The sequence below is a fragment of the Peteryoungia aggregata LMG 23059 genome (assembly GCF_030814435.1).
Classification (GTDB): domain Bacteria; phylum Pseudomonadota; class Alphaproteobacteria; order Rhizobiales; family Rhizobiaceae; genus Allorhizobium; species Allorhizobium aggregatum.
The window spans coordinates 220,787-240,471 of the sequence record NZ_JAUSUW010000001.1 but is presented as its reverse complement, the minus strand read 5'-3'; the positions used below and the strand labels follow the sequence as shown (position 1 = coordinate 240,471).

Annotated in this window: 19 protein-coding genes; 5 read left to right on the top strand and 14 right to left on the bottom strand. The window is 62.4% G+C overall.

Annotated features, from left to right (window positions below):
• Nucleotides 1-11: 11 nt before the first annotated feature.
• On the bottom strand, nucleotides 12-965 hold the full coding sequence (locus J2045_RS01120) for a class I SAM-dependent methyltransferase (protein WP_307368271.1): 954 nt from the start codon (nucleotides 963-965) through the stop codon (nucleotides 12-14).
• A gap of 67 nt (nucleotides 966-1,032) precedes the next feature.
• Complete coding sequence (locus J2045_RS01115; protein ID WP_307368268.1) at nucleotides 1,033-2,010, bottom strand: sugar-binding transcriptional regulator; 978 nt, start codon at nucleotides 2,008-2,010, stop codon at nucleotides 1,033-1,035.
• Between the two features lie 176 nt (nucleotides 2,011-2,186).
• On the opposite strand from J2045_RS01115, the gene tal reads away from it, so the two are divergent.
• Nucleotides 2,187-3,143, top strand: a complete 957-nt coding sequence (gene tal / locus J2045_RS01110) for a transaldolase (RefSeq protein ID WP_307368264.1) — start codon at nucleotides 2,187-2,189, stop codon at nucleotides 3,141-3,143.
• A gap of 90 nt (nucleotides 3,144-3,233) precedes the next feature.
• Nucleotides 3,234-3,638 (top strand): GFA family protein, encoded by a 405-nt coding sequence (locus J2045_RS01105; protein ID WP_307368260.1) that lies wholly within the window; start codon nucleotides 3,234-3,236, stop codon nucleotides 3,636-3,638.
• A 155-nt stretch (nucleotides 3,639-3,793) separates the two neighbouring features.
• On the opposite strand, the gene J2045_RS01100 is transcribed toward J2045_RS01105, so the two are convergent.
• Entirely contained in the window at nucleotides 3,794-4,222 is a 429-nt protein-coding gene (locus J2045_RS01100; RefSeq protein ID WP_307368257.1) for an SH3 domain-containing protein, read from the bottom strand.
• Between the two features lie 146 nt (nucleotides 4,223-4,368).
• Here J2045_RS01100 and J2045_RS01095 point away from each other — a divergent pair, with 146 nt between their 5' ends.
• The gene (locus J2045_RS01095) at nucleotides 4,369-4,824 is read left to right on the top strand and encodes a MarR family winged helix-turn-helix transcriptional regulator (RefSeq protein WP_307368254.1); all 456 of its coding nucleotides are present in this window, start codon (nucleotides 4,369-4,371) and stop codon (nucleotides 4,822-4,824) included.
• Nucleotides 4,821-6,746, top strand: coding sequence for an FUSC family protein (locus tag J2045_RS01090; protein ID WP_307368251.1), 1,926 nt, complete (start codon nucleotides 4,821-4,823; stop codon nucleotides 6,744-6,746). The genes J2045_RS01095 and J2045_RS01090 overlap by 4 nt, the downstream gene beginning before the upstream one ends.
• A gap of 68 nt (nucleotides 6,747-6,814) precedes the next feature.
• On the opposite strand, the gene J2045_RS01085 is transcribed toward J2045_RS01090, so the two are convergent.
• From J2045_RS01085 to J2045_RS01055, 7 genes are all read right to left on the bottom strand, one after another.
• The gene (locus J2045_RS01085; RefSeq protein WP_307368247.1) at nucleotides 6,815-8,239 is read right to left on the bottom strand and encodes a gamma-aminobutyraldehyde dehydrogenase; all 1,425 of its coding nucleotides are present in this window, start codon (nucleotides 8,237-8,239) and stop codon (nucleotides 6,815-6,817) included.
• Nucleotides 8,240-8,308: 69 nt separating this feature from the next.
• On the bottom strand, nucleotides 8,309-9,124 hold the full coding sequence (locus J2045_RS01080) for an ABC transporter permease (protein ID WP_307368244.1): 816 nt from the start codon (nucleotides 9,122-9,124) through the stop codon (nucleotides 8,309-8,311).
• Nucleotides 9,114-10,064 carry an ABC transporter permease gene (locus J2045_RS01075; protein WP_307368241.1) on the bottom strand — a complete coding sequence of 317 codons (951 nt, stop codon included), beginning with the start codon at nucleotides 10,062-10,064 and terminating at the stop codon, nucleotides 9,114-9,116. The genes J2045_RS01080 and J2045_RS01075 overlap by 11 nt, the downstream gene beginning before the upstream one ends.
• Entirely contained in the window at nucleotides 10,061-11,050 is a 990-nt protein-coding gene (locus J2045_RS01070) for an ABC transporter ATP-binding protein (protein ID WP_307368238.1), read from the bottom strand. The genes J2045_RS01075 and J2045_RS01070 overlap by 4 nt, the downstream gene beginning before the upstream one ends.
• A 182-nt stretch (nucleotides 11,051-11,232) precedes the next feature.
• Nucleotides 11,233-12,390, bottom strand: coding sequence for an ABC transporter substrate-binding protein (locus J2045_RS01065; protein WP_307368235.1), 1,158 nt, complete (start codon nucleotides 12,388-12,390; stop codon nucleotides 11,233-11,235).
• Nucleotides 12,391-12,517: 127 nt separating this feature from the next.
• On the bottom strand, nucleotides 12,518-13,198 hold the full coding sequence (locus tag J2045_RS01060; RefSeq protein ID WP_307368232.1) for a hypothetical protein: 681 nt from the start codon (nucleotides 13,196-13,198) through the stop codon (nucleotides 12,518-12,520).
• A gap of 2 nt (nucleotides 13,199-13,200) precedes the next feature.
• Nucleotides 13,201-14,109, bottom strand: a complete 909-nt coding sequence (locus J2045_RS01055) for a LysR family transcriptional regulator (protein ID WP_307368230.1) — start codon at nucleotides 14,107-14,109, stop codon at nucleotides 13,201-13,203.
• A 187-nt stretch (nucleotides 14,110-14,296) separates the two neighbouring features.
• Between J2045_RS01055 and J2045_RS01050 the strand changes: the two genes are divergently transcribed.
• Nucleotides 14,297-15,193, top strand: a complete 897-nt coding sequence (locus tag J2045_RS01050) for a DMT family transporter (RefSeq protein WP_307368227.1) — start codon at nucleotides 14,297-14,299, stop codon at nucleotides 15,191-15,193.
• Between the two features lie 13 nt (nucleotides 15,194-15,206).
• Here the strand turns inward: J2045_RS01050 and arsA are convergent, their stop codons facing one another.
• The 4 genes from arsA to J2045_RS01030 all read right to left on the bottom strand — a co-directional run bounded on the left by arsA (nucleotide 15,207) and on the right by J2045_RS01030 (nucleotide 19,683).
• Nucleotides 15,207-16,976: an arsenical pump-driving ATPase gene (gene arsA / locus J2045_RS01045; RefSeq protein WP_442417747.1), complete on the bottom strand. Its 1,770-nt coding sequence runs from the start codon at nucleotides 16,974-16,976 to the stop codon at nucleotides 15,207-15,209.
• Between the two features lie 82 nt (nucleotides 16,977-17,058).
• Nucleotides 17,059-17,916: a metal ABC transporter permease gene (locus tag J2045_RS01040; RefSeq protein WP_307368223.1), complete on the bottom strand. Its 858-nt coding sequence runs from the start codon at nucleotides 17,914-17,916 to the stop codon at nucleotides 17,059-17,061.
• Nucleotides 17,913-18,821 (bottom strand): metal ABC transporter permease, encoded by a 909-nt coding sequence (locus J2045_RS01035; protein WP_307368221.1) that lies wholly within the window; start codon nucleotides 18,819-18,821, stop codon nucleotides 17,913-17,915. The genes J2045_RS01040 and J2045_RS01035 overlap by 4 nt, the downstream gene beginning before the upstream one ends.
• On the bottom strand, nucleotides 18,802-19,683 hold the full coding sequence (locus J2045_RS01030) for a manganese/iron ABC transporter ATP-binding protein (RefSeq protein WP_442417748.1): 882 nt from the start codon (nucleotides 19,681-19,683) through the stop codon (nucleotides 18,802-18,804). Before J2045_RS01030 ends, J2045_RS01035 begins: the two co-directional genes overlap by 20 nt.
• Between the last annotated feature and the right edge of the window lie 2 nt (nucleotides 19,684-19,685).

Genomic DNA, 19,685 nt, shown 5'->3' with positions numbered 1-19,685 from the left:
CCTGAGCCTGGTCACCGTCTTTTGCGGGTCGCCTCTATCCGGAGAATGTTCTCCGTCGTGTCCTTCTCGCTGCGCCGCCAGGGCAATTCCGTTTCGCTCGACGGGCGCAGCAGCGCCGTGACCGTCTCGTTGCAGCTCAATACCTCGTAGCCGGCGCGTGCGGCGAGCGCGCGCAACGTGCCCTCTGAAAAGTCGCAGACATGGGCGAGATGGAAGTAGGACTTCAGATCGTGCTTGTAGGCACCTTCGGCGACAAGGTTGATGCCGGGGACCTCGATGAACAGGTAGTCCTCGGCTGCCATCAGGGACTTGATCTGCTTTAGCGATGCCAGCGGATCATGCGTGTGCTCCAGCACATGCGAGAGAATGAAGAGGCGCGGGCCTTCCGGCAGTTGCGTCGGAAATTCTGCGACTTCGAGGTCGAGCTTCAGCTGTTCCTTCCCGTAGCGGATTGCCTCGACATCGAGATCACAGCCCTGGACACTGCGACAATGGGGCTTGAATTTTTCCAGGATGCCACCCGAAGAGCAGCCCATCTCGATGACCGCGAGATCGTTCAATTTCGGTGCGACAGCCGTTTTCTCAAGATATGCGAGAAAGCGCTCGCCCTTCTGCCTCTGCTCGCGGACCAGGCTTGCGTGGTCGACATCGTTGCGCTTGGTGTAAAGGCGGCGATAGTGGTCGCGGTAGAAGACGTTGAGGAAGTCCTTCTTCACCGCCGGGCTGGTCTGCACGAGACCGCACTGGTCGCAGATCTGCTTGTCGAGATCAAAGCCATAGCGATCACCTTCGCAGATCAGGGTGAAGGCCTTGCCTCCACACAACACGCAGGGCCGGTTTTCCAGGCCAAATTCCTGATAGAGCTTGCGCACCGCATTGATGCTCTTCGAGCGGCTGCTGGTCAGCCGTCTCAAGAAGGCGAAGGTTCTGCCATAGCGGAAGTGGCGAAGAAGACGCTGAGCCAAAGTGAAAATCCTGGGGCGATGAGGGTGTTTTCTCCTAATGGGCGGATGTGGCGAGGTCAAATGCTCTCTAACCCGCCAGCCCCAGCAACTCCCTTGCCGCCGCTTCATCGGTGATCAGCGTGTTACACCCGATCCGCCGGATCGTCGCGCGGATGGCCTGGGCACGGTGGGCGCCCCCGGAGGACAGCACGATGTGCTTCGCCTTTTTGAGCGTGTCCAAATCGACTGACATCACCCGTTCGTTGATCGGGTGGGCGACAGAGTTCCCGTCCGCATCCAGGAAGTTGAACATGGTGTCGCAGATGCAGCCGGCCTCTACCAGTTCCGTAAGCGTCTGGTGGCTGATGAAGCCTTCCGAGAGCGAGGTGGAATGCGGGCCGATGTCACCGCAGGAGACGATGGCGAGGTCGAGGTTTTCGGCGAGATCGTAGATCGCCTTCAGGCCGCATTCCTCGATCAGTGCCCGTTTGGTGGCGACGGAATCGACCAGCAGTGGTGCGAGGAACATGTAGCATTCGGCGCCGAGCTGGCTTGCCAGGCGCCAAGTATAGTCGATCGGATTGGTCTGGTGCACGGCAACGATGCCGCCGAGCAGTGAGACGACCTTGCAGTTTTCCCGGCCCGGCGACCGGAAGCCGGCCAGTGACGCCGTCATGGTGCGGCCCCAGCCAACACCGATCGTCATGTCGTTGGTGATCACCTCGGTCAGGAACTGGCCAAGGGCGAGGCCGACGGCCTTGGCGATTGCGCCGGCATCCTTGCCGTCCGGCGATGGCACGACGACGGCTTCGTCGAGGTCATAGGCCTTTTCGAGCCTGACCGCGAGATCGACGCAGTCGGCGACGCCGTCGCTGATCCAGATCTGCACTTCGGCGCGCTTGCGAGCCTCTTCCAGCATGCGGATGACCGTGGACCGGCTGATGCCCAGTCGATCCGCCACATCCTTCTGCGTCAGGCCCTCGTTGTAGTAGAGCCAGGCGGCGCGGATGCGCAGGGCGCTCGCGTCCGACAAGGTCGTATGGTGTTCGCGTCTGAGCTTCGCCAAGATCTGTCTCGAATTGGGGAACTTCCGACGGGCACTATCCGTTCTTGTGATACTTATGTCAAATTCAAAGGACATATGTCTTGACTTCGCCACCTTCGGATGGCGATAGTCTGAACCAACAGGATCGGCAATTCTCTGCCGGTCGCCCTCATAGCGCTGAGCCGAAGGATGACCCGATGACCTCGAAACTCGAACAGCTTCGTTCCATGACGACCGTGGTCGCCGATACCGGTGACATCGAGGCCGTCGCCCGCCTGAAGCCGGTCGATTGCACCACCAATCCGTCGATCGTGCTGAAGGCACTCGGCACGGATGCCTTCAAGGACGCCTTCCAGGAAGCGATCACCTGGGGCAAGGCCAAGGGCGGCAAGGACGATGCCGTAATCGGCGCGATTGCCGACCGCATGGCGATTTCCGTTGGTGCAGCACTCGCAGCCCTCGTTCCGGGCCGCGTCTCGACCGAGGTCGATGCCGACCTCTCCTTCGACACCAAGGCCTCGATCGAAAAGGCGCATCAGATCATCGCCGGCTACAAGGAGCGTGGTATCGAGAAGGACCGCATCCTGATCAAGCTCGCCTCCACCTGGGAAGGCATCCGCGCTGCCGAAGTGCTGCAGAAGGAAGGCATCGACTGCAATCTGACGTTGCTCTTCTCCAAGGCCCAGGCGATTGCCTGCGCCGAAGCCAAGGTCTTCCTCATCTCGCCCTTCGTCGGCCGCATCCTCGACTGGTACAAGAAGTCGACCGGTCAGGACTACACGTCCGAGACCGATCCGGGCGTCGTCTCTGTCCGCTCGATCTACAATTACTACAAGGCGAACGGCATCGGCACGATCGTCATGGGCGCCTCCTTCCGCAATGCCGGCGAAATCGCAGCGCTGGCCGGTTGCGACCGCCTGACCATCAGCCCGCAGCTGCTTGACGAGTTGAATGCTGCCGAAGGCACTCTCACCCGCGCGCTGTCGCCCGACACGATCAAGACCGAGCCACTGGTTTCGCTCGACGAAAAGGCCTTCCGCTGGGCGATGAACGAGGATGCCATGGCGACCGAAAAGCTCGCCGAAGGCATTCGCGGCTTTGCCAAGGATCTGGGCACGCTGCGCGGCCAGATCGCGAAGGCGCTCGCTGCCTAAGTTGGCAAAGCCTTTCGTTCTGAGTTTGGGGATGGCCGGGGCGAAAGCTGCGGCCATTTTCCATTTGGCGGGACGCATAGGAGGAAGAACATGGCGATCGCTACGGGTGGCTGCGTCTGCGGCAAGGTGCGGTTCGAGGCTGAAGGCGAGCCGGACCGCGTCGGCATCTGCCATTGCCTCGATTGCCGGAAGTCTCACGGTGCTCTGTTCTATGCGGCAGCGATCTATCCGGATACTCAAGTGAGGGTCACGGGTGAGACGCAGATGTATGCCGGCCGGCATTTCTGCCCGACCTGCGGATCACGAGTTTTCAACCGCTCCGGCAATGAGGTCGAGCTTCATCTCGGGGCTCTCGACGACATCAACGTGTTTCAGCCGAGCTACGAACTCTGGACGATCCGGCGGGAGAGCTGGCTGCCAACCTTTCCGGTGGAGCTCCGCTACGAGCATGACCGGCCGGGCGAGGGGGCTTCCTTTCCCTCCTGTGAAAGATAAGGACGAAGCAAAGTCGACCGACTAGACCAGCGCATGCGTCCTCTGATGGCCGCAGCGCCTGCCCCTCACCGGGACATCCGAGCCTCAGGCGGCTGGCGCAGCGCTCAAGCCCCCGGTTTTTCGTCCTGCTTGGCTGAGGGACGTCGGACCGCCCCTCAAGGCCGTCTCGGCCGCAGGAATGGATCGATCACGATCTCCGGCTCGAAGGATGGATTGCGCAGATCGTCAGGCGGAGCGAAACCCGGTTCTTCCAGCAGGAAACGTCCGTCGACCCAGCCGGAGATGCGGGGTAGATCAACGGTCGCGATGCGGCACCAATAGCCGCCGCGACTGTCCTTGCAGGACAAACGCTCAATCGGCGTGCCTTCATCAAGCGCATGGATGACGCGAAAATCGGGGCCGGCGCCGGAATGGACGGCCAGGCGCTGGCCGGGTGGCAGCCCACGGACATGCCAGAGATAGGTGTCCATCAATGCGCCGTTGCCAAGCTCCGGTGCCGGAATGACTTGCGGTTCCTGTGCCAACGCTGTGCCGGCGGTCAGGGCAAGGGTCAGTCCCAGTCCCAGGATGAAGAGTTGGCGCATGCGGTTCTCCGGTGTGGTCACCATGCAGCATAACGGGGCTTCGGCACGGTCGCTACCGGTTTGGCACGGCAGGGTAAACGCGAAGAGAGTTGCAGTCTGTCGTCAAATGCTTGCTATACAAATTATATTGATACAAAGTAGTTTGCATGACAGAGAATCCGAAACGTGTCCTTGGTATCCGGCTGGTGGGACTTGCCCGGCGCTGGCGCCAATATCTCGATATGCAGCTTTCGAGTTCCGGGCTGAGCGATGCCACATGGGCGCCGTTGATGCACCTGCATCGGGCCGGTGAGGGGCTGCTGCAACGCGATCTTGCTGCGAGGGTTGGCCTTGATGTCTCCAGTCTTGTGCGTTTGCTCGATATTCTTGAGGCACGGGAACTGGTCGAGAGGCAACCAGATCCGCATGACCGGCGGGCCAAGCGCCTGTTCCTGACCCCTGCCGGCCATGCTCAGGTGGCGCGGATCCGCGGTCTGGTCGAACCGCTGGAGGACGACTTGCTGCAGGATCTCGACGACGCGGCGACAGAGGCGCTGCTGCAGGCCTTTGTACGGATCGAGGCGCGGCTGGCCGCCACGGCAGCGCGGGAGGAGCGGACATGACATCCACCGCGTTCTGGACAGGGCTCGGCTTTGATCTGCCGCGACTGCGTTTTGCCTTTCACACCGCCATTGCGGCCTGCATCGCCTTTCTCATCGCCTGGCGGCTGGGTCTCGACCATCCGCAATGGTCGGCGATGACGGTCTGGGCGGCTTCACAGCCGACGCGGGGGCAATTGCTGGAAAAGGGCCTGTTTCGGGCAATCGGCACCGCAATCGGGGTTCTGGCCGGGGTCGGTCTGCTGCTGATGGCGGATGGGGCGCCGCTGGTTCTGGTGCTCGGGCTTGCAGTGTGGATCGGGATCTGTGTCACCGCCGGCAACCTGTTGCGAGGTCTGATATCCTACGGCGTCATCCTGGCCGGCTATTCGGCGGCGATGGTCGCCCTTCTCGATTTCGGTCAGCCGGGCCATGTCTTCGTCCTCGGTCTCGATCGTGCGGCGACGATCTTTCTCGGGGTTGTGGTGGCCGTAGTCATCGGTTTCCTGCTGACGCCTGCGGCTGCCGAAGAGGAGATGGTCGGGCGGATGCGGCGCCTGACGATCCGGCTTCTGGAGCGTCTGGCCGATCGCTTGCGCCATGGCGGATCTCCTGGGTTGACGGTCGACGAGATGGCGCTCCTGTCGGACATGGCCGCCATTGACGAGCAGTGTGACCCGCATGCGGCGGGCTCCTTGCGGCGCCGACAGACGGTGCGGGCCATCCGCTCCATCCTGTCGATGCAGATTTCGCTGCTCCTGGCCGCCAGACGGATCGAAACCGGCGGGCAGGAGGCGTGTGCGGCGACGCTTGACCTTGCGATTGCACGGTTTGCCGCACTCGATCTGTCGGAAGAGCCGCTAAGGCTTCTGGATCAGGCGGCGGCTGAGGCGGATGGTCTGCCGGACCTCGCCCAGGCGCTCAGCGCGCTTGCCGGCGGCATCCGCGCCCATCGCGCAAGCCTTGCCGCCAAGACGCTGGAGCCGCCGGCTGCCTATCCGGGCGTCATGCATCGCGACTGGATCGGTGCGCGCGAGGCAGGCATCCGGGCAAGCGTCAGTCTTCTCCTCACCGGGCTGGTCTGGGTTGCGACGGGTTGGTCGTCGCTTGCCTTCCTCCTGCTCGGGCTGTCGATCATGGTGACGATCTTCTCCACCTTCGACAATCCGACGCAGATCCTGCGGGCCGTCTTCCTGGGGCAGGTCTATGGCTGCTGTGCCGCCCTTATCTGCCATTATCTTGTTTGGCCGCTCGCCGGCAGCGAATTCCAGGTGGTGCTCTTGACCCTGCCCTTCATTCTCGCGGCGCCGCTTCTTTTTTCGCATCGGCATACCGTGGCTTCAGCCTTCGATTATGCCATGGTCTCGCTTCTGCTTTTGCATCCGCATTATCCGGTCACCGGCGATTTCCTCCAGTCGCTCTTTACGGTTGCCGCCCTGGTCGGAGCACCTGTTGTTGCTTACGGCGTCTTCCGGCTGATCTACCCGCTCACCACAAAGCGACGTCTGGCAACGCTGATCCGGATGATGATCGACGAGCTGCAGATCATGGCACGCAAAGAGGATGCCTCGCGCCATCGTCTGGTCTGGCGGGCAAGGCTCTATCATCGGCTTCTCAGGCTTGTGCGTCATGCCGAACGCAGCGGCACGTCGAGCCCGGAGATGATCGAGGGCGGGATTGCGGTTCTCGCGGTCGGCGAGGCCATTGTGGCCTTGCAGGAAGCGGTGCTGGGCAAGCAGCTCAATCCTGGCGAGACGCGCGCTGCGCTGGCCGCCCTGGAGCGGCTGAAACACTTGCAGCCTGATCCGGACAAGGCGCAGACGGCGCTTGCGCGTGTCGCGATGCGTCTGCAGGCGCGGCATGATGGGCGGGCGCGGATTGTCGGGGCCGGGGCGCAGGCGCTTGACGTCGAGCGGCAGTTTTTTACAGCCGCAGGCCCTGTCTGATGGAAAGGGCGTGAACCGTTTGACGGATCACGCCCTTTGTTGTTGATGGTCTGACGGTTTCCGTCAGCTCAATGCGCAATCATCACATGGCGGACGGTCGTGTAGTCTTCCAGTGCATAGATCGACATGTCCTTGCCATAGCCCGACTGCTTCATGCCGCCATGGGGCATTTCGTTGCAGAGCATGAAGTGGGTGTTGATCCAGGTGCAGCCATAGCGCAGCTTGGCGGCGGTCTGCATGGCGCGGGAGATATCCTTGGTCCAGACGGAGGAGGCAAGGCCGTAGTCGCTGTCGTTTGCCCAGGCGACGGCCTGTTCGGCTTCCGTAAAGCGTGTGACGGAGACGACCGGCCCGAAGACTTCGCGGCGGACGATCTCGTCGTCTTGGGTTGCGCCGGCAATGACGGTCGGGGTGTAGAAGAAGCCCTTGTCGGAGCCGAGCTTGCCGCCGGCGACCACTTCCATGTGCTTGTGTTCGGCAGCCCGCGTCACGAAGCTTTCGACACGGTCGCGCTGGCGCTTGGAGATCAGCGGGCCGATCTCGTTTTCGGCGTCGTCGGCCTGATTGAACTTGATGGTGGACACGGCGGCGGCCAGATCGGCGACAAAGCGGTCATAGATCTTGTCGCTCGCATAGATGCGGCAGGCGGCGGTGCAGTCCTGGCCGGCATTGTAATAGCCGAAGGTGCGGATGGCGGCCACGGCGGCGTCGATATCGGCATCGTCATGGACGATGACCGGGGCCTTGCCGCCGAGTTCCAGGTGCGTGCGCTTTACGGTCTTGGCGGCTGCCGTCATGATCTTCTTGCCGGTGGCGATATCGCCGGTGATCGACAGCATCTGGATTTTCGGGTTGTTGATCAGCGCATTGCCGACACTTTCCCCACGGCCGAGCACGACATTGACCACGCCTTCCGGCAGAATGTCGGCCATGACCTTGGCGAGTTTGAGTGCCGTCAGCGGCGTCTGCTCGGAGGGCTTGAAGACCACGGTGTTGCCGCCGGCAAGGGCCGGTGCGAGCTTCCAGGCCATCATCATCAGCGGGTAGTTCCAGGGCGCGATCGAGCCGATGACGCCGACGGCATCGCGGCGGATCATCGAGGTGAAGCCCGGCAGATATTCGCCTGATACCGGAGCCTGCAGCGTGCGGATTGCGCCGGCGAAGAAGCGGTAGCAGTCGACGATCGCCGGGATTTCATCGTTCAGAACGGCATTGATCGGCTTGCCGCAGTTGAGGCTTTCGAGTGCGGCGAAACCGGCGGCGTCCTTTTCGATCGCATCGGCAATCGCGAGCAGGTAGCCGGCGCGCTGGCCGGGCGTCGTCTGCGACCAGGAGACGAAGGCGCCTTCGGCAGCGTCGACGGCCGCCTCGACCTGGGCGAGCGAGGCTTCCGGGAGATCGACGATGACATCGCCGTTTCTAGGGTTCAGGATCTTTTCGTCCGTCTCTGTGCCGGCTTCGAACTTGGCGCCGATCAGCATCTGGGTGTCCATGTCGTTCTCCCTTTTATCAGACTTCAATTGCGAAACCGGCAGCCGAGGCTGCACGGGTTCGGTGGTTCATCATTTGCCGCTGCCGGCGATCTGGTCGGTATCGCGGGTCAGATAATAGGCCGCCAGGATCGGCAGGAAAGTGACGATCACGACAAGCATCGCGACCACATTGGTGACCGGGCGCTGGCGTGGGCGGATCAATTCTTCCAGCATCCAGATCGGCAGTGTCGATTGCTGGCCGGCGGTAAACGTGGTGACGATGACCTCGTCGAAGGAAAGCGCGAAGGCGAGCATACCGCCGGCCAGAAGCGCCGTTGCAATGTTCGGCAGGATCACATGGCGGAAGGTCTGGAAGCCATCGGCGCCGAGATCCATGGAGGCTTCGATCAGCGAACCGGAGGTGCGGCGGAAGCGGGCCACCGCATTGTTGTAGACCACGACGACGCAGAAGGTGGCGTGGCCGAGGATGATCGTCCAGAAGGAGAAGGGGATATCCGCCAGCGAGAAGGCCGAGCGCAGCGCAATGCCGGTGATGATGCCGGGCAGCGCGATCGGCAGGATGACGAGGAGCGAGATGACTTCGCGGCCGAAGAACTTGGTGCGGGCGACGGCGGCCGCGGCAAGCGTGCCGAGCACCAGCGCAATCACGGTGGCGATGCTGGCGACCTTGACCGAGAGCCACAGCGCTTCCCAGATGTCGGGGCGGTTCCAGGCGACGGCAAACCATTTGCTGGTGAAGCCCGGCGGCGGCCACTGGAAGCTCTTTTCCTCCGTGGTGAAGGCATAGACGAAAATCAGCAGGATCGGCAGATGCAGGAAGGCAAGGCCGGCGCCGGCGGCGATCTTAAGCGACAGACCTGCGGATTGGGAGCGGTCAGAGCGCATCGAAGGCCCCCATGCGTTTGGCGATGGTGAGATAAATGCCCATGATGACGATCGGCACGACCGAGAAGGCGGCAGCGAGCGGAATGTTGCCGGCGGTGCCCTGCTGGGCATAGACGGCCTGGCCGATGAAAAGCCTGGAGGTGCCGACGATCTGCGGGATGATGTAATCACCCATGGTCAGCGAGAAGGTGAAGATCGAGCCGGCGACGATGCCGGGCAGCGCCAAGGGAAAGAGCACGTGGCGGAAGGTCTGGCGGCTATCGGCGCCGAGATCGCCCGAGGCTTCGATCAGGTTGCCGGGCACACGTTCCAGGGCTGCCTGGGTTGGCAGGATCATGAAGGGTAGCCAGACATAGACGAAGACGATGAAGGTGCCGAGATAGCTGATCGACAGGGAGTTGCCGCCGATGACGGGAATGGCGAGCAGCCCATCGAGCAGCCAGGTGAGATGCAGCTTGGCGAAGATCCAGGTGAGGATGCCTTCCTTGGCGAGGATCAGCTTCCAGGCATAGACCTTGACGAGATAGCTCGACCAGAGCGGCAGCATGATGCCGAGATAAAAGACGGCCTTCCAGCGCCCCCGGGCATAACGCGCGGCGTAATAGGCGATCGGGAAGGCGATGACGGCGGAGGCCAGCGTGACGGCAGCCGACATCAGCAGCGTGCGCAGGATGATGTCGAAATTGGCCGGACGGAGCAGTTCGCCATAGGTTGCCAGCGTGAACTCGTAATTGATCAGGCCGGAGAATTCGTCGATTGAGAAGAAGCTCTGCAGGAGCAGCGCCACCAGCGAACCGACATAGATGATGCCGAGCCAGAGCAGGGGCGGCACCAGCATCAGAACCAGCAGCAGGTTGGGCCTCCGCCAGAACAGATCCGAGAGCCGCCCCATCAGGCCCTGACGGCCAGGGGTGATGGCAGATGTGGAGATCGCCGTCATGCGCCGGCCTCCATGTAATGCGGGTCGGACGCCGACCACGTGATGCGGATGCTTTCGCCGGCCTGCGGTGCTGCCTGGCCTGCGGGCAGCGAGAGCGTGAGAGCGGTCACCGCGGTCTCGACGAAGAGCTTGGTCGAAGCGCCGAGGAAGCTGGTCGAGCGCACCGTCGCCTCCACGCCACCTTCAGAGACGATGCGGATCGCTTCTGGGCGCAGGCTCGTCCAGCGGGCTTCGCCGCCCAGTGCCTTCATCGCGTCTGGTGCAATCACATTCGAGGAGCCGACGAAATCGGCGACGAAGCGGGTGCGCGGGCGGTTGTAGATCTCGTGCGGCGTCCCCGCCTGGACGATCTTGCCGGCATTGAAGACCGCGACGCGGTCGGCCATGGACAGCGCTTCGCCCTGGTCGTGGGTGACGAAGACGAAGGTGATGCCGAGCGAGCGTTGCAGGCTTTTCAGCTCCTCCTGCATCTGCTCGCGCAGCTTCAAGTCCAGCGCGCCGAGCGGCTCGTCGAGCAGGAGAACCTTGGGCTTGTTGACCAGCGCACGGGCAAGCGCCACGCGCTGCCTCTGGCCGCCGGAGAGCTGGCCGGGCTTGCGGGCGCCGTAGCCGGGTAGCTTGACCATTTCCAGCGCCTTCTCGGCCTCACGGTGGCGCTCGGCCTTGGCGACGCCCTTGACCATCAGGCCATAGGCGACGTTGTCGAGAATGTTCAAATGCGGGAAGAGGGCATAGTCCTGGAAGACCGTGTTGACGTTGCGGCGATAGGGCGGCACGCCCTCGGCGGTCTCGCCGAAGATCTCGATATGGCCCGCGGTCGGCTGTTCGAAGCCGGCGATCAGGCGCAGGCAGGTCGTCTTGCCGGAGCCGGATGGGCCGAGCATGGCGAAGAATTCGCCTGGTTCGACCGTCAGGTCGACGGCATCGACGGCTTTCACGTTGCCGAAATGGCGCGAGACCTTCGAAAAGGAGACGGCTGCGGTCATGGGGACTCCAGAATTTCAGCAGGGTGCCGGCACAAGGCCAGCGTGGGTCTACACCCTCCCCTCGAGGGGGAGGGTCGGACCGGAGGTCCGGGGTGGGGTGACCGCCAGCGTTCTATTGAACCACAGATCACCCCCACCCGCGCGTTCCGCGCGACCTCCCCCCTCAAGGGGGAGGTGGGATGTTACCGTCCGCCGATCACGCCGATGTAGTCGGAAACCCAGCGGTGGTAGGGGACGCATTCACCCTGGCTTTCGCATTTGGAGACCGGGGTCTTCCAGAACTTGATCTTTTCGAAGTTGTCGAAGCCGTTGTTGGTGCAGCCAGCGTCGGTCAGGAGCGCATTGCCCTTGCAGGCTGCAGGAACGGAAGGAACTGTGCCGAACCAAGCCGAGACGTCACCCTGGACCTTGGGCGAGAGCGAATGCTCCATCCACATATAGGCGCAGTTCGGATGCTCGCTGTCGACATGCAGCATGGTGGTGTCGGCCCAGCCAGTGACGCCTTCCTTCGGGAATACGGAGGCGATGGGCTGGTCGGCCTTCAGGAGGTTGACCTGGAAGGGCCAGGAGCCGGAGGCGACAACGCCTTCATTCTTGAAGTCGTCGATCTGGATGAAGGCATCGTGCCAATAGCGGCTGACGAGCTGGCGCTGGCCGCGCAGCAGATCAAGGGCTGCCTTGTACTGGTCTTCGTTGAGATCGAAGGGGTCCTTGATGCCGAGTTCCGGCTTGTGGAACATCAGGTAGTTGGCGGCGTCGGCGACATGGATCGGGCCGTCATAAGCCTGGACGCGGCCCTTGTTGGACTTGCCGTCGGCAAGCGTCATCTCTTCGAAGACGACGTTCCAACTGTCAGGGGCTTTGTCACCAAAGGCCTTGGTGTTGTACATCAGCACGTTCGGGCCCCAGACGTAAGGCGTGCCGTAATGGACGCCGTCCTTGGTGTGCCAGGGGGCGTTCTGCAGGCGCTCGTCGATGGTGCTCCAGGAGGGGATGAGGGCCGTGTTGATCGGCTGGACGCGCTTGCCGGCCACGAGGCGCAGCGACGCGTCACCAGAGGCGGTGACGAGGTCGAAGCCGCCTTCGTTCATCAGGGCGACCATTTCATCCGAGGTGGCGGCGGTCTTCACTGAGACCATGCAGCCGGTCTTCTTCTCGAATTCGGTGACCCAGTCGAAATTCTTGTCGGTTTCGCCGCGCTCGATATAGCCGGCCCAGGCAACGATGGACAGCGCCCCTTCGCCGGCTCCGAGTGCCTGCAACGGCTCCTGGGCAAGTGCCGAGGAGGTGAAGCTCAGGACGGTGGCAAGGACAGTGCAAGACTTCAGAAGAGATTTCATCGCGAGGTCTCCCGGTTGTGAGGGCCGCATTTTTGCTGGCCATTTGTTCCCGGATGAAAGGTTGCCGCGAATTAACCGCATTCGCAAATTCATTCGTCAGAATGTCGATATCGGTTTTTCCGATGGGTCATGCTTCGGTGGGAGTGCGCGCTAGCATGGCATTTATGTGCATCTCTAAAGATTCGATCGTTTCGGCCAAAGCTGTCTTTTCGTCCGAACTCATATGCCTGAACGCCCAATCGCCCTCGAAAATCGATTTCACCACGTTCAAGCAATCCAAGGTGATTTTAGGCAATCCTGCGAGTTCAATAGACCAGCCTGCAGGGGCAAAGTGAGATAGCCCGTTTCTCAGAGAATGTAGCCTATCGAATGAATTGATCTGGCCGTCGGTGACTAAAATTATGGGTCCTGCAGCTTCCAGCCTTAGGGTCTCACTAGACAGTCGGGAAAACAGAGTCTTGGCGTCAGCAAGACGTTGTGCGGGAAACTCATCTTTCGCGGACTTTGCACGACGAACTGGCCAACCATCCTCTTCAGATGCTTCATACTCAATTTTGCCTGCTCGATCTTTATCATGCCATTCATGAGCCTTCCGCCAAGACCTTTCATCTAACGCTCCCATCTGCGCAGTTCCGGAAAGATGGCATACCATTGACCCTTGCAAGCCATTGTGAAGGCTGACTAATACTTGCTTCCAGAACATCGGGTGTTCGGTGACTTTATGCAGGCATGTTAGACAAACTGCCAAAGACGCAAGCACGTCTGTCCGCTCGTCGATCCTCAGCCATGAATTCTCAATCTTTGGCATATTCACCTCACCCGCCCACTCCGGCTCGCCTCCGCAATCCCCACAAAATCGCGTGCTGCCTGGGGCAGGCTCGAGCCCTTGCGCCAGACCATGCCGACCTGCACAACGGGCAGCGCGCCCGAGACATCGCGGCTTTCGATACGGTCGCCTTCCAGCGACCAGGGGCGGTAGACGAGGTCGGGCAGGAGCGCCACGCCGGCGCCGGTGGCGACGAGGCTGCGGACGGCTTCGACGGAGCGGGTGCGGAAGGCGACATGCGGGCGGGCGCCGAGTGCGGAGAGCAGCTTGCCGGTGTTCTCCTCGATTTCGTCCACCGTCAGCATGATCAGCGGCTCTTTCGTGATGTCGGCGATCGAGATGATGTCGGCCGAGACGAGCGGGTGGCCGATCGGGAGCCAGAGGCGGTAGGGCGAGGTTTCCAGGATCTCGGCCTGCAGCGCCAGTCGGTCGCGCAGGTTGGAGATGACCATCACCGCGACATCCAGTTCACCGCCGATCAGCAGATGTTCGAGATAGGAGCCGTTGTCCTCGATGGCGGAGACCTCGACGCCCGGGCAGGCGCGGCGGTAGCGGGCGAGCAGATCCGATAGCACGTAACCGGCGACGAGCGAGGTGACGCCGATATTGAGCGTGCCGCCGGTGCTGGTCTGGGTCTCGGTGAAGACATTGCGGGCATCCGAGACATCCGCCAGGATCTTCGTCGCGTGGCGGAGGAACTGGTGGCCGTTATAGGTGATCGTCAGGCCGCGCGGATGGCGCTCGAAGAGCTCGACGCCGAGATCGCCCTCGAGTTCCTTGATCGCCTCGGTCACCGAGGATTGCGAAATCGAGAGGTTCTGGGCAGCGCGCGTCACCGATCCCTGTTCGGCGACGGCGACGAAATACTGCAATTGGCGGAAGGTGAAGGCCATGGCCCTTTCAAGCATGCCGCCCGATCGGAGGCAAGGCGCTCTGCCGGTCAGTGGGTGAGGGGGTGTCAGGTTGCAAGGCAGGTCTGCAAAACTGCACTAGGCAAAGCGTGGTCAGGGTGTAGGATCGTGCAGCCCGCGCCGTTGGTTCGCCACGGATCCTTCCTCGTGCAAAGCTTCCATCGACATCATGAAATCGACGCCGCTCGGCTATCTCTTCACCTTTCTCGCCTTCTCCGTCTTTGCTGTTCAGGACGGGCTCTCCAAGCATCTGGGCGAAACCCATTCGCCGGTGCAGGTGGCGATGGTGCGCTACTGGGCTTTCGTCGCTTTCGCGCTTTTTCTGGCGATGCGGTCGAGCGGCGGATTGCGGGTTGCGGTCAATACAAAGCGTCCGTTTCTACAGATCCTCAGGGGCCTGCTGCTCTTTACGCAGATCCTGGTCTCGATCGTCGCCTTCACGCAGGTGGGGCTTGCCCAGAGCCAGGCGATCTTTGCGGCGGGGCCCATTTTCGTGGCGCTGCTCTCCATGCCGATCCTCGGGGAGAAAGTCGGCTGGCGCCGCTGGACGGCGATCCTGTTCGGCCTAGTCGGTGTGGTGATCATGCTCGCGCCGACCGGCGACGGCTTTAACGTCTATATCTGGCTGCCGCTGATGTGCGCGGTGATGGGGGCGATCTACGGCATCGCCACGCGCCTGGTCAGCCGCGACGACCAGCCCTCGACCAGTTTCTTCTATCTTGCGATCGTCGGCTTCATCGGCTCAAACCTGCTCGGCCCCTTCTTCTGGACGCCGTTCACGCCGGCGGGATGGGGGCTGATGCTGGGGCTTTGCTGCACGGGGATCGTCGGGCACCTGGCGCTGATCAAGGCCTATGAGAACCTCGACGCCGTGATCGTGCAGCCGATTTCCTACTGGCAGCTTGTGCTCGGCGCTGTCATCGCCACCACGGTCTTCGGTGAGGTCCTCCGCTGGAATACGGTGGTTGGGGCCATCATCGTTGTCGGCGCAGGCCTCTTCACCGTCTGGCGGGAGTGGGTCGTGTCGCGTCGCGCAAGGCGGGCCGAGGAAGTAGGGCGGGTCTAAGGTGTGGAGGTGGTCAACCCTCCTGCCCGATCTTTTTCAGTTCTTCCAGGCCCACCGGTGCGACTGGACGGAAGTCCAGGCCATAGACACGGCTTGAGCAATCGCGCTTCACCCTTTCGATCTGCGCCTTTTCGCTCCGGATGCGGGCGCGCAGGAGGGGATCGCGGGTGCCCGTGATCGCCATCGATTTGTTGACCACCCAGCCATAGGGCGCGATGCCGGCGCGGCGCAGGTCGTCCTGCAGGGCCGATGCTTCCGAGACCGGTGTCGTCTCCGGCAGGGTTACGAGTAGGACGCGCGTGTAGGCGGGGTCCTGCAGCCGCATGAGTGGGGTCACCATGCGGCCGGGAGCGGTGTCGTCCATGTGACGTGTCATCTGGCGATGATAGGCACCTGTCGCGTCGAGCAGCAGCAGTGTGTGGCCTGTCGGGGCCGTGTCGATGACGACGAAGCTTGAGCGCGCTTCACCGACGACACGGGAGAAGGCATGGAAGACGGCGACTTCCTCGGTGCAGGGCGAGGCGAGATCCTCGCGCAGCAGCGCCTGGCCGGCGTCATCGAGATCACGGCCCTTCGTCGCCATGATCTTGTCGATGTAGCGGGCTGTCTCCGCCTCCGGGTCGATACGGTCAACGGTGAGGCCTGGCATGGCGTCGGCGCCCACGACGAAGGACAGATGGGCTGCCGGGTCTGTCGTGGTGAGGTGGACCGTATGGCCACGGGCGGCGAGCCCCACAGCGACGGCTGCGGCGACGGTGGTCTTGCCGACGCCGCCCTTGCCCATGACCATGACAAGGCCCTTGCCGCTTGCAGCGATTTCATTGACCAGCGGCGAGAGGCGGGGGAGGTCGGGGGTGGTGATTTCTTCCTTTGGGTCTTCCGGGGCTGGACCGGCAGCGCTCTCGGACAGCAGTCCGCGAAGTGCGTCGAGACCCACCATGTCGAACGGTTTGAGGGCAACCTCATCACGGGGAAGCGATGCCAGGGCGGTTGGCAGATCCGTTAACGCCTTGGTCTGTTCTGCCGCGAAGGCACTCGCCACCTGATCGTTGGGGTCAGTCGGGATGAAGCGACAGTTGATGGCAAGCATTTGGTTGGAAAGCCCGAGTTCGGAGAGCTCTCCGGCCGTTCTGGCGGCTTCGCGCATTGCACCGCGGTCGGCGCGCGTCACCAGCACGATGGTGGTGCGGGCGGGATCGCCGAGGCATTCCAGCGCGCTGCGGAAACGATCCTCCTGCATCTTCAGCCCGGAATGCGGCCCAAGGCAGGAGGCGCCGCGTTCATTGGCCTCCAGAAAACCGGTCCAGGCTTTGGGCAGGCTGAGCAGCCGCAGCGTATGGCCGGTCGGCGCCGTGTCGAAGATGATGTGGTCAAACAGCGGGTTGTCATCGGCGAGCAGACCGACGAATTCGTCGAAGGCAGCGATCTCGGTGGTGCAGGCGCCTGACAGTTGTTCGCGGACGGTTGCCTTGTCCTTGGGCGTCGCGAGCGGTCCCATCTGGTCGAGAACGCGGGCGCGGTATTCCTCGGCGGCACTCTCCGGGTCGATGTTCATCGCGGACAGGCCTGGCACGCCCGGCACAGGTGTCGGATCGCTGCCGAGGTTAAGCCCCAGCATTTCGTCGAGATTGGAGGCGGGGTCGGTGCTCACGAGCAGGATCTTCAAGCCCTGGTCGGCGAGCGCAATGGCTGTCGCGCAGCCGAGCGAGGTCTTGCCGACGCCACCCTTGCCGGTGAAGAAGAGGTGGCGGGTGGGATTTTGAAGAAGCTTCATCGTCGACATGGGTGTCCATCCTCGCGTTGATGGTCTGACCCTAGCCCGCACTTGCCCTTGCGGACTTGATCCATGCCAAGTGGCAGGGTGATCAGATGTCTTCCGCTGCGGCGATGCGGTTGACGCTGCGGGCCTGCCAGAGCGTGCGGAAGAAGGCGAGGATGAAGATGCCGCTCATGATCAAGACGATTGTCGGGGCAGGCGCGCTGTCTATGAAGAAGCTTAGATATATGCCCGCGAGTGAAGACGAGACAGCAACGATCACGGCCGTCACCAGCATCGTTGCGTAGCGCTTGGTGAGCAGGAAGGCGATGGCGCCGGGGGCGACCAGCATCGCGACCGACAGGATGATGCCGACGGCTTTCAGGGCGCCGACGACGACGAGCGAGAGCACGGCAAGCTGACCATAATGCAGGAGCCGGACCGACAGGCCGATAGCACGGGCGTGCTGCGGGTCGAAGGCGTGGACGAGCAGGTCCTTGCGCAGCACGATCAGGAAGAGCGTGGCGAAGAGGGCGATCAGGCCTGTTTCGATGAGGTCCGAGGGCAGCAGGCCCAGCATGTCGCCGAAGAGGATGTGGTCGAGATGCACCGAGCTCTGGACCTGGACATAGAGCACCAGGCCCAGACCGAACATGCCGGAAAAGACGATGCCGAGCACCGTGTCTTCCTTGATGCGGCTGTTTTCCTTGATGAAGCCTGTCAGGAGCGCGCAGACGAGACCGGCGATGAAGGCACCGATCGCCAGCGGAATACCGGCGATGTAGGCGATGACCACGCCGGGAAGGACGGCATGGGAAACGGCGTCCCCCATCAGCGACCACCCCTTGAGCACCAGGAGGCATGAGAGGAGCGCCATGGGGATGGCGATCATCAGTGTGACCACAAAGGCCGACTGCATGAAGGGAAGCTGGAAGGGCAGAATCGCGAGTTCGAGGGTTTCGCTCATGCGGCGCGCTCCTCGGGGAGTCGTCCGTGTTCCACTGTCGATGTGGAAGGCATCGGTTCTAGCGCTTCACGGGCGCGGCTGCGGGCGGCGAGCAAGCCATGCTTGGGGGCGAACAGGAAGGCCAGGAGGAAGATCACTGTCTGGAGGACGACGATGATGCCGCCGGTCGCGCCGTCGAGGAAGTAGCTGGCATAGGCACCGACAAAGCTGGTGCCCGCACCGATGCCAAGCGCCATCAGGATCAGCCGCTGGAAGCGGTCGGTGAGCAGATAGGCGGTGGCGCCCGGGGTCACGACCATGGCGATGACGAGGAAGGCGCCGACGGTCTGCATGGCGGCAACGGTGGAGGCGGCGAGCAGGGTGAAGAACATCACCTTCAGCCGCTCGGGCTTGAGGCCGATCGAGCGGGCATGGTTTTCGTCAAAGAAGGTGACCATCAGGTCCTTCCACTTCAGCGTCAGCACGAGAAGGCTGATGCCGCCGATCAGGATGAGCTGCAGCGTGTCGGCGGGCGAGATGGCGAGAACATTGCCGAGCACGATGGTCTTGATGTCGATCGAGACGGGCGAGATCGACACCATAAACAGGCCGAGGCCAAAGAACGAGGTGAAGATCAGCCCGATGATTGCGTCTTCCTTCAGCTTGGTGCGCTGGTTGAGGAAGAGGATGGCAAGGGCCGCGAGCCCGCCGGACAGGAAGGCGCCGAAGGCGAAGGGGAGGCCGAGCATATAGGCGCCTGCAACACCGGGCACGATGGCATGGGAGAGCGCGTCGCCGATCAGAGACCAGCCTTTCAGCATCAGATAGGCGGAGAGAAACCCGCAAACGCCGCCGACCAGCGCAGACACCAGAATGGCGTTGCGCATGTAATCATAGGTGAAGGGCTCAACCAGGGTCGCGAGCATCTGATGCTCCCGGTTTCGGCTGGCCATAGATGACGAAGGGGCGTTCGTCATCGGTGATGACGGTGACTTCGCGGCCGTCATCATCGTCGTGCAGATCGCGACCGGCAAGCACGAAGTGGCGCAGCGCGCCGCCAAAGGCGGTCTTGAGGTTGTCTTCGGTAAACGTGTCCTCGGTCTTGCCGGAGGCGATGACGGTTCCCTTGACGAAGATGGTCCGGTCGCAGAAGTCGGGCACGCTGCCGAGATTGTGGGTGGAGACCAGCATGACGCGGCCTTCGGCGCGCAGGTCCTTCATCAACCCGATGATCTGTTCTTCGGTGGTGACATCGACGCCGGTGAAGGGTTCATCGAGCAGGATCACCTGACCCTCCTGGGCCAGCGCGCGGGCGAGGAAGACGCGCTTGCGCTGGCCGCCGGAAAGTTCGCCGATCTGGCGCTTGCGGTAGTCATTCATGCCGACTCGGGATAGTGCCTCATCGACAAGCTGGTGATCGCGTTTCGAGGGGATGCGCAGGAAGTTCATGTGGCCGTAGCGGCCCATCATCACGACATCCTCGACGAGAACGGGAAAGTCCCAGTCGACCTCTTCTGCCTGGGGGACGTAAGCGACGAGGTTTTTCTTGAGGGCCTCGCGCACGCTCATGCCGAGCACGCGGATTTCGCCTGATGCGACGGGGACGAAGCCCATGATGGCCTTGAAAAGCGTCGACTTGCCGGCGCCGTTGACGCCGACAAGGGCGGTGATGGTTCCGGGCGGGATTGCAAAGCTCGCATGGCGCAAGGCCGTGTGGCCGTTGCGATAGGTGACCGTCACATCGTCTGCGGCGATCCCTTCGCGATTGCGTCTTGCGCCCGATCCCATGA

What these genes read in the sequence shown, in the direction of transcription:
- J2045_RS01060 (WP_307368232.1), bottom strand. Translation starts at nt 13,198, where the DNA reads ATGCCAAAGATTGAGAATTCATGGCTGAGGATCGACGAGCGGACAGAC.
- J2045_RS01050 (WP_307368227.1), top strand. Translation starts at nt 14,297, where the DNA reads ATGAAATCGACGCCGCTCGGCTATCTCTTCACCTTTCTCGCCTTCTCC.
- J2045_RS01100 (WP_307368257.1), bottom strand. Translation starts at nt 4,222, where the DNA reads ATGCGCCAACTCTTCATCCTGGGACTGGGACTGACCCTTGCCCTGACC.
- J2045_RS01080 (WP_307368244.1), bottom strand. Translation starts at nt 9,124, where the DNA reads ATGCGCTCTGACCGCTCCCAATCCGCAGGTCTGTCGCTTAAGATCGCC.
- J2045_RS01095 (WP_307368254.1), top strand. Translation starts at nt 4,369, where the DNA reads ATGACAGAGAATCCGAAACGTGTCCTTGGTATCCGGCTGGTGGGACTT.
- J2045_RS01055 (WP_307368230.1), bottom strand. Translation starts at nt 14,109, where the DNA reads ATGGCCTTCACCTTCCGCCAATTGCAGTATTTCGTCGCCGTCGCCGAA.
- J2045_RS01035 (WP_307368221.1), bottom strand. Translation starts at nt 18,821, where the DNA reads ATGCTCGCGACCCTGGTTGAGCCCTTCACCTATGATTACATGCGCAAC.
- arsA (WP_442417747.1), bottom strand. Translation starts at nt 16,976, where the DNA reads ATGTCGACGATGAAGCTTCTTCAAAATCCCACCCGCCACCTCTTCTTC.
- J2045_RS01075 (WP_307368241.1), bottom strand. Translation starts at nt 10,064, where the DNA reads ATGACGGCGATCTCCACATCTGCCATCACCCCTGGCCGTCAGGGCCTG.
- J2045_RS01085 (WP_307368247.1), bottom strand. Translation starts at nt 8,239, where the DNA reads ATGGACACCCAGATGCTGATCGGCGCCAAGTTCGAAGCCGGCACAGAG.
- J2045_RS01065 (WP_307368235.1), bottom strand. Translation starts at nt 12,390, where the DNA reads ATGAAATCTCTTCTGAAGTCTTGCACTGTCCTTGCCACCGTCCTGAGC.
- J2045_RS01030 (WP_442417748.1), bottom strand. Translation starts at nt 19,683, where the DNA reads ATGGGATCGGGCGCAAGACGCAATCGCGAAGGGATCGCCGCAGACGAT.
- J2045_RS01105 (WP_307368260.1), top strand. Translation starts at nt 3,234, where the DNA reads ATGGCGATCGCTACGGGTGGCTGCGTCTGCGGCAAGGTGCGGTTCGAG.
- J2045_RS01040 (WP_307368223.1), bottom strand. Translation starts at nt 17,916, where the DNA reads ATGAGCGAAACCCTCGAACTCGCGATTCTGCCCTTCCAGCTTCCCTTC.
- J2045_RS01090 (WP_307368251.1), top strand. Translation starts at nt 4,821, where the DNA reads ATGACATCCACCGCGTTCTGGACAGGGCTCGGCTTTGATCTGCCGCGA.
- J2045_RS01070 (WP_307368238.1), bottom strand. Translation starts at nt 11,050, where the DNA reads ATGACCGCAGCCGTCTCCTTTTCGAAGGTCTCGCGCCATTTCGGCAAC.
- tal (WP_307368264.1), top strand. Translation starts at nt 2,187, where the DNA reads ATGACCTCGAAACTCGAACAGCTTCGTTCCATGACGACCGTGGTCGCC.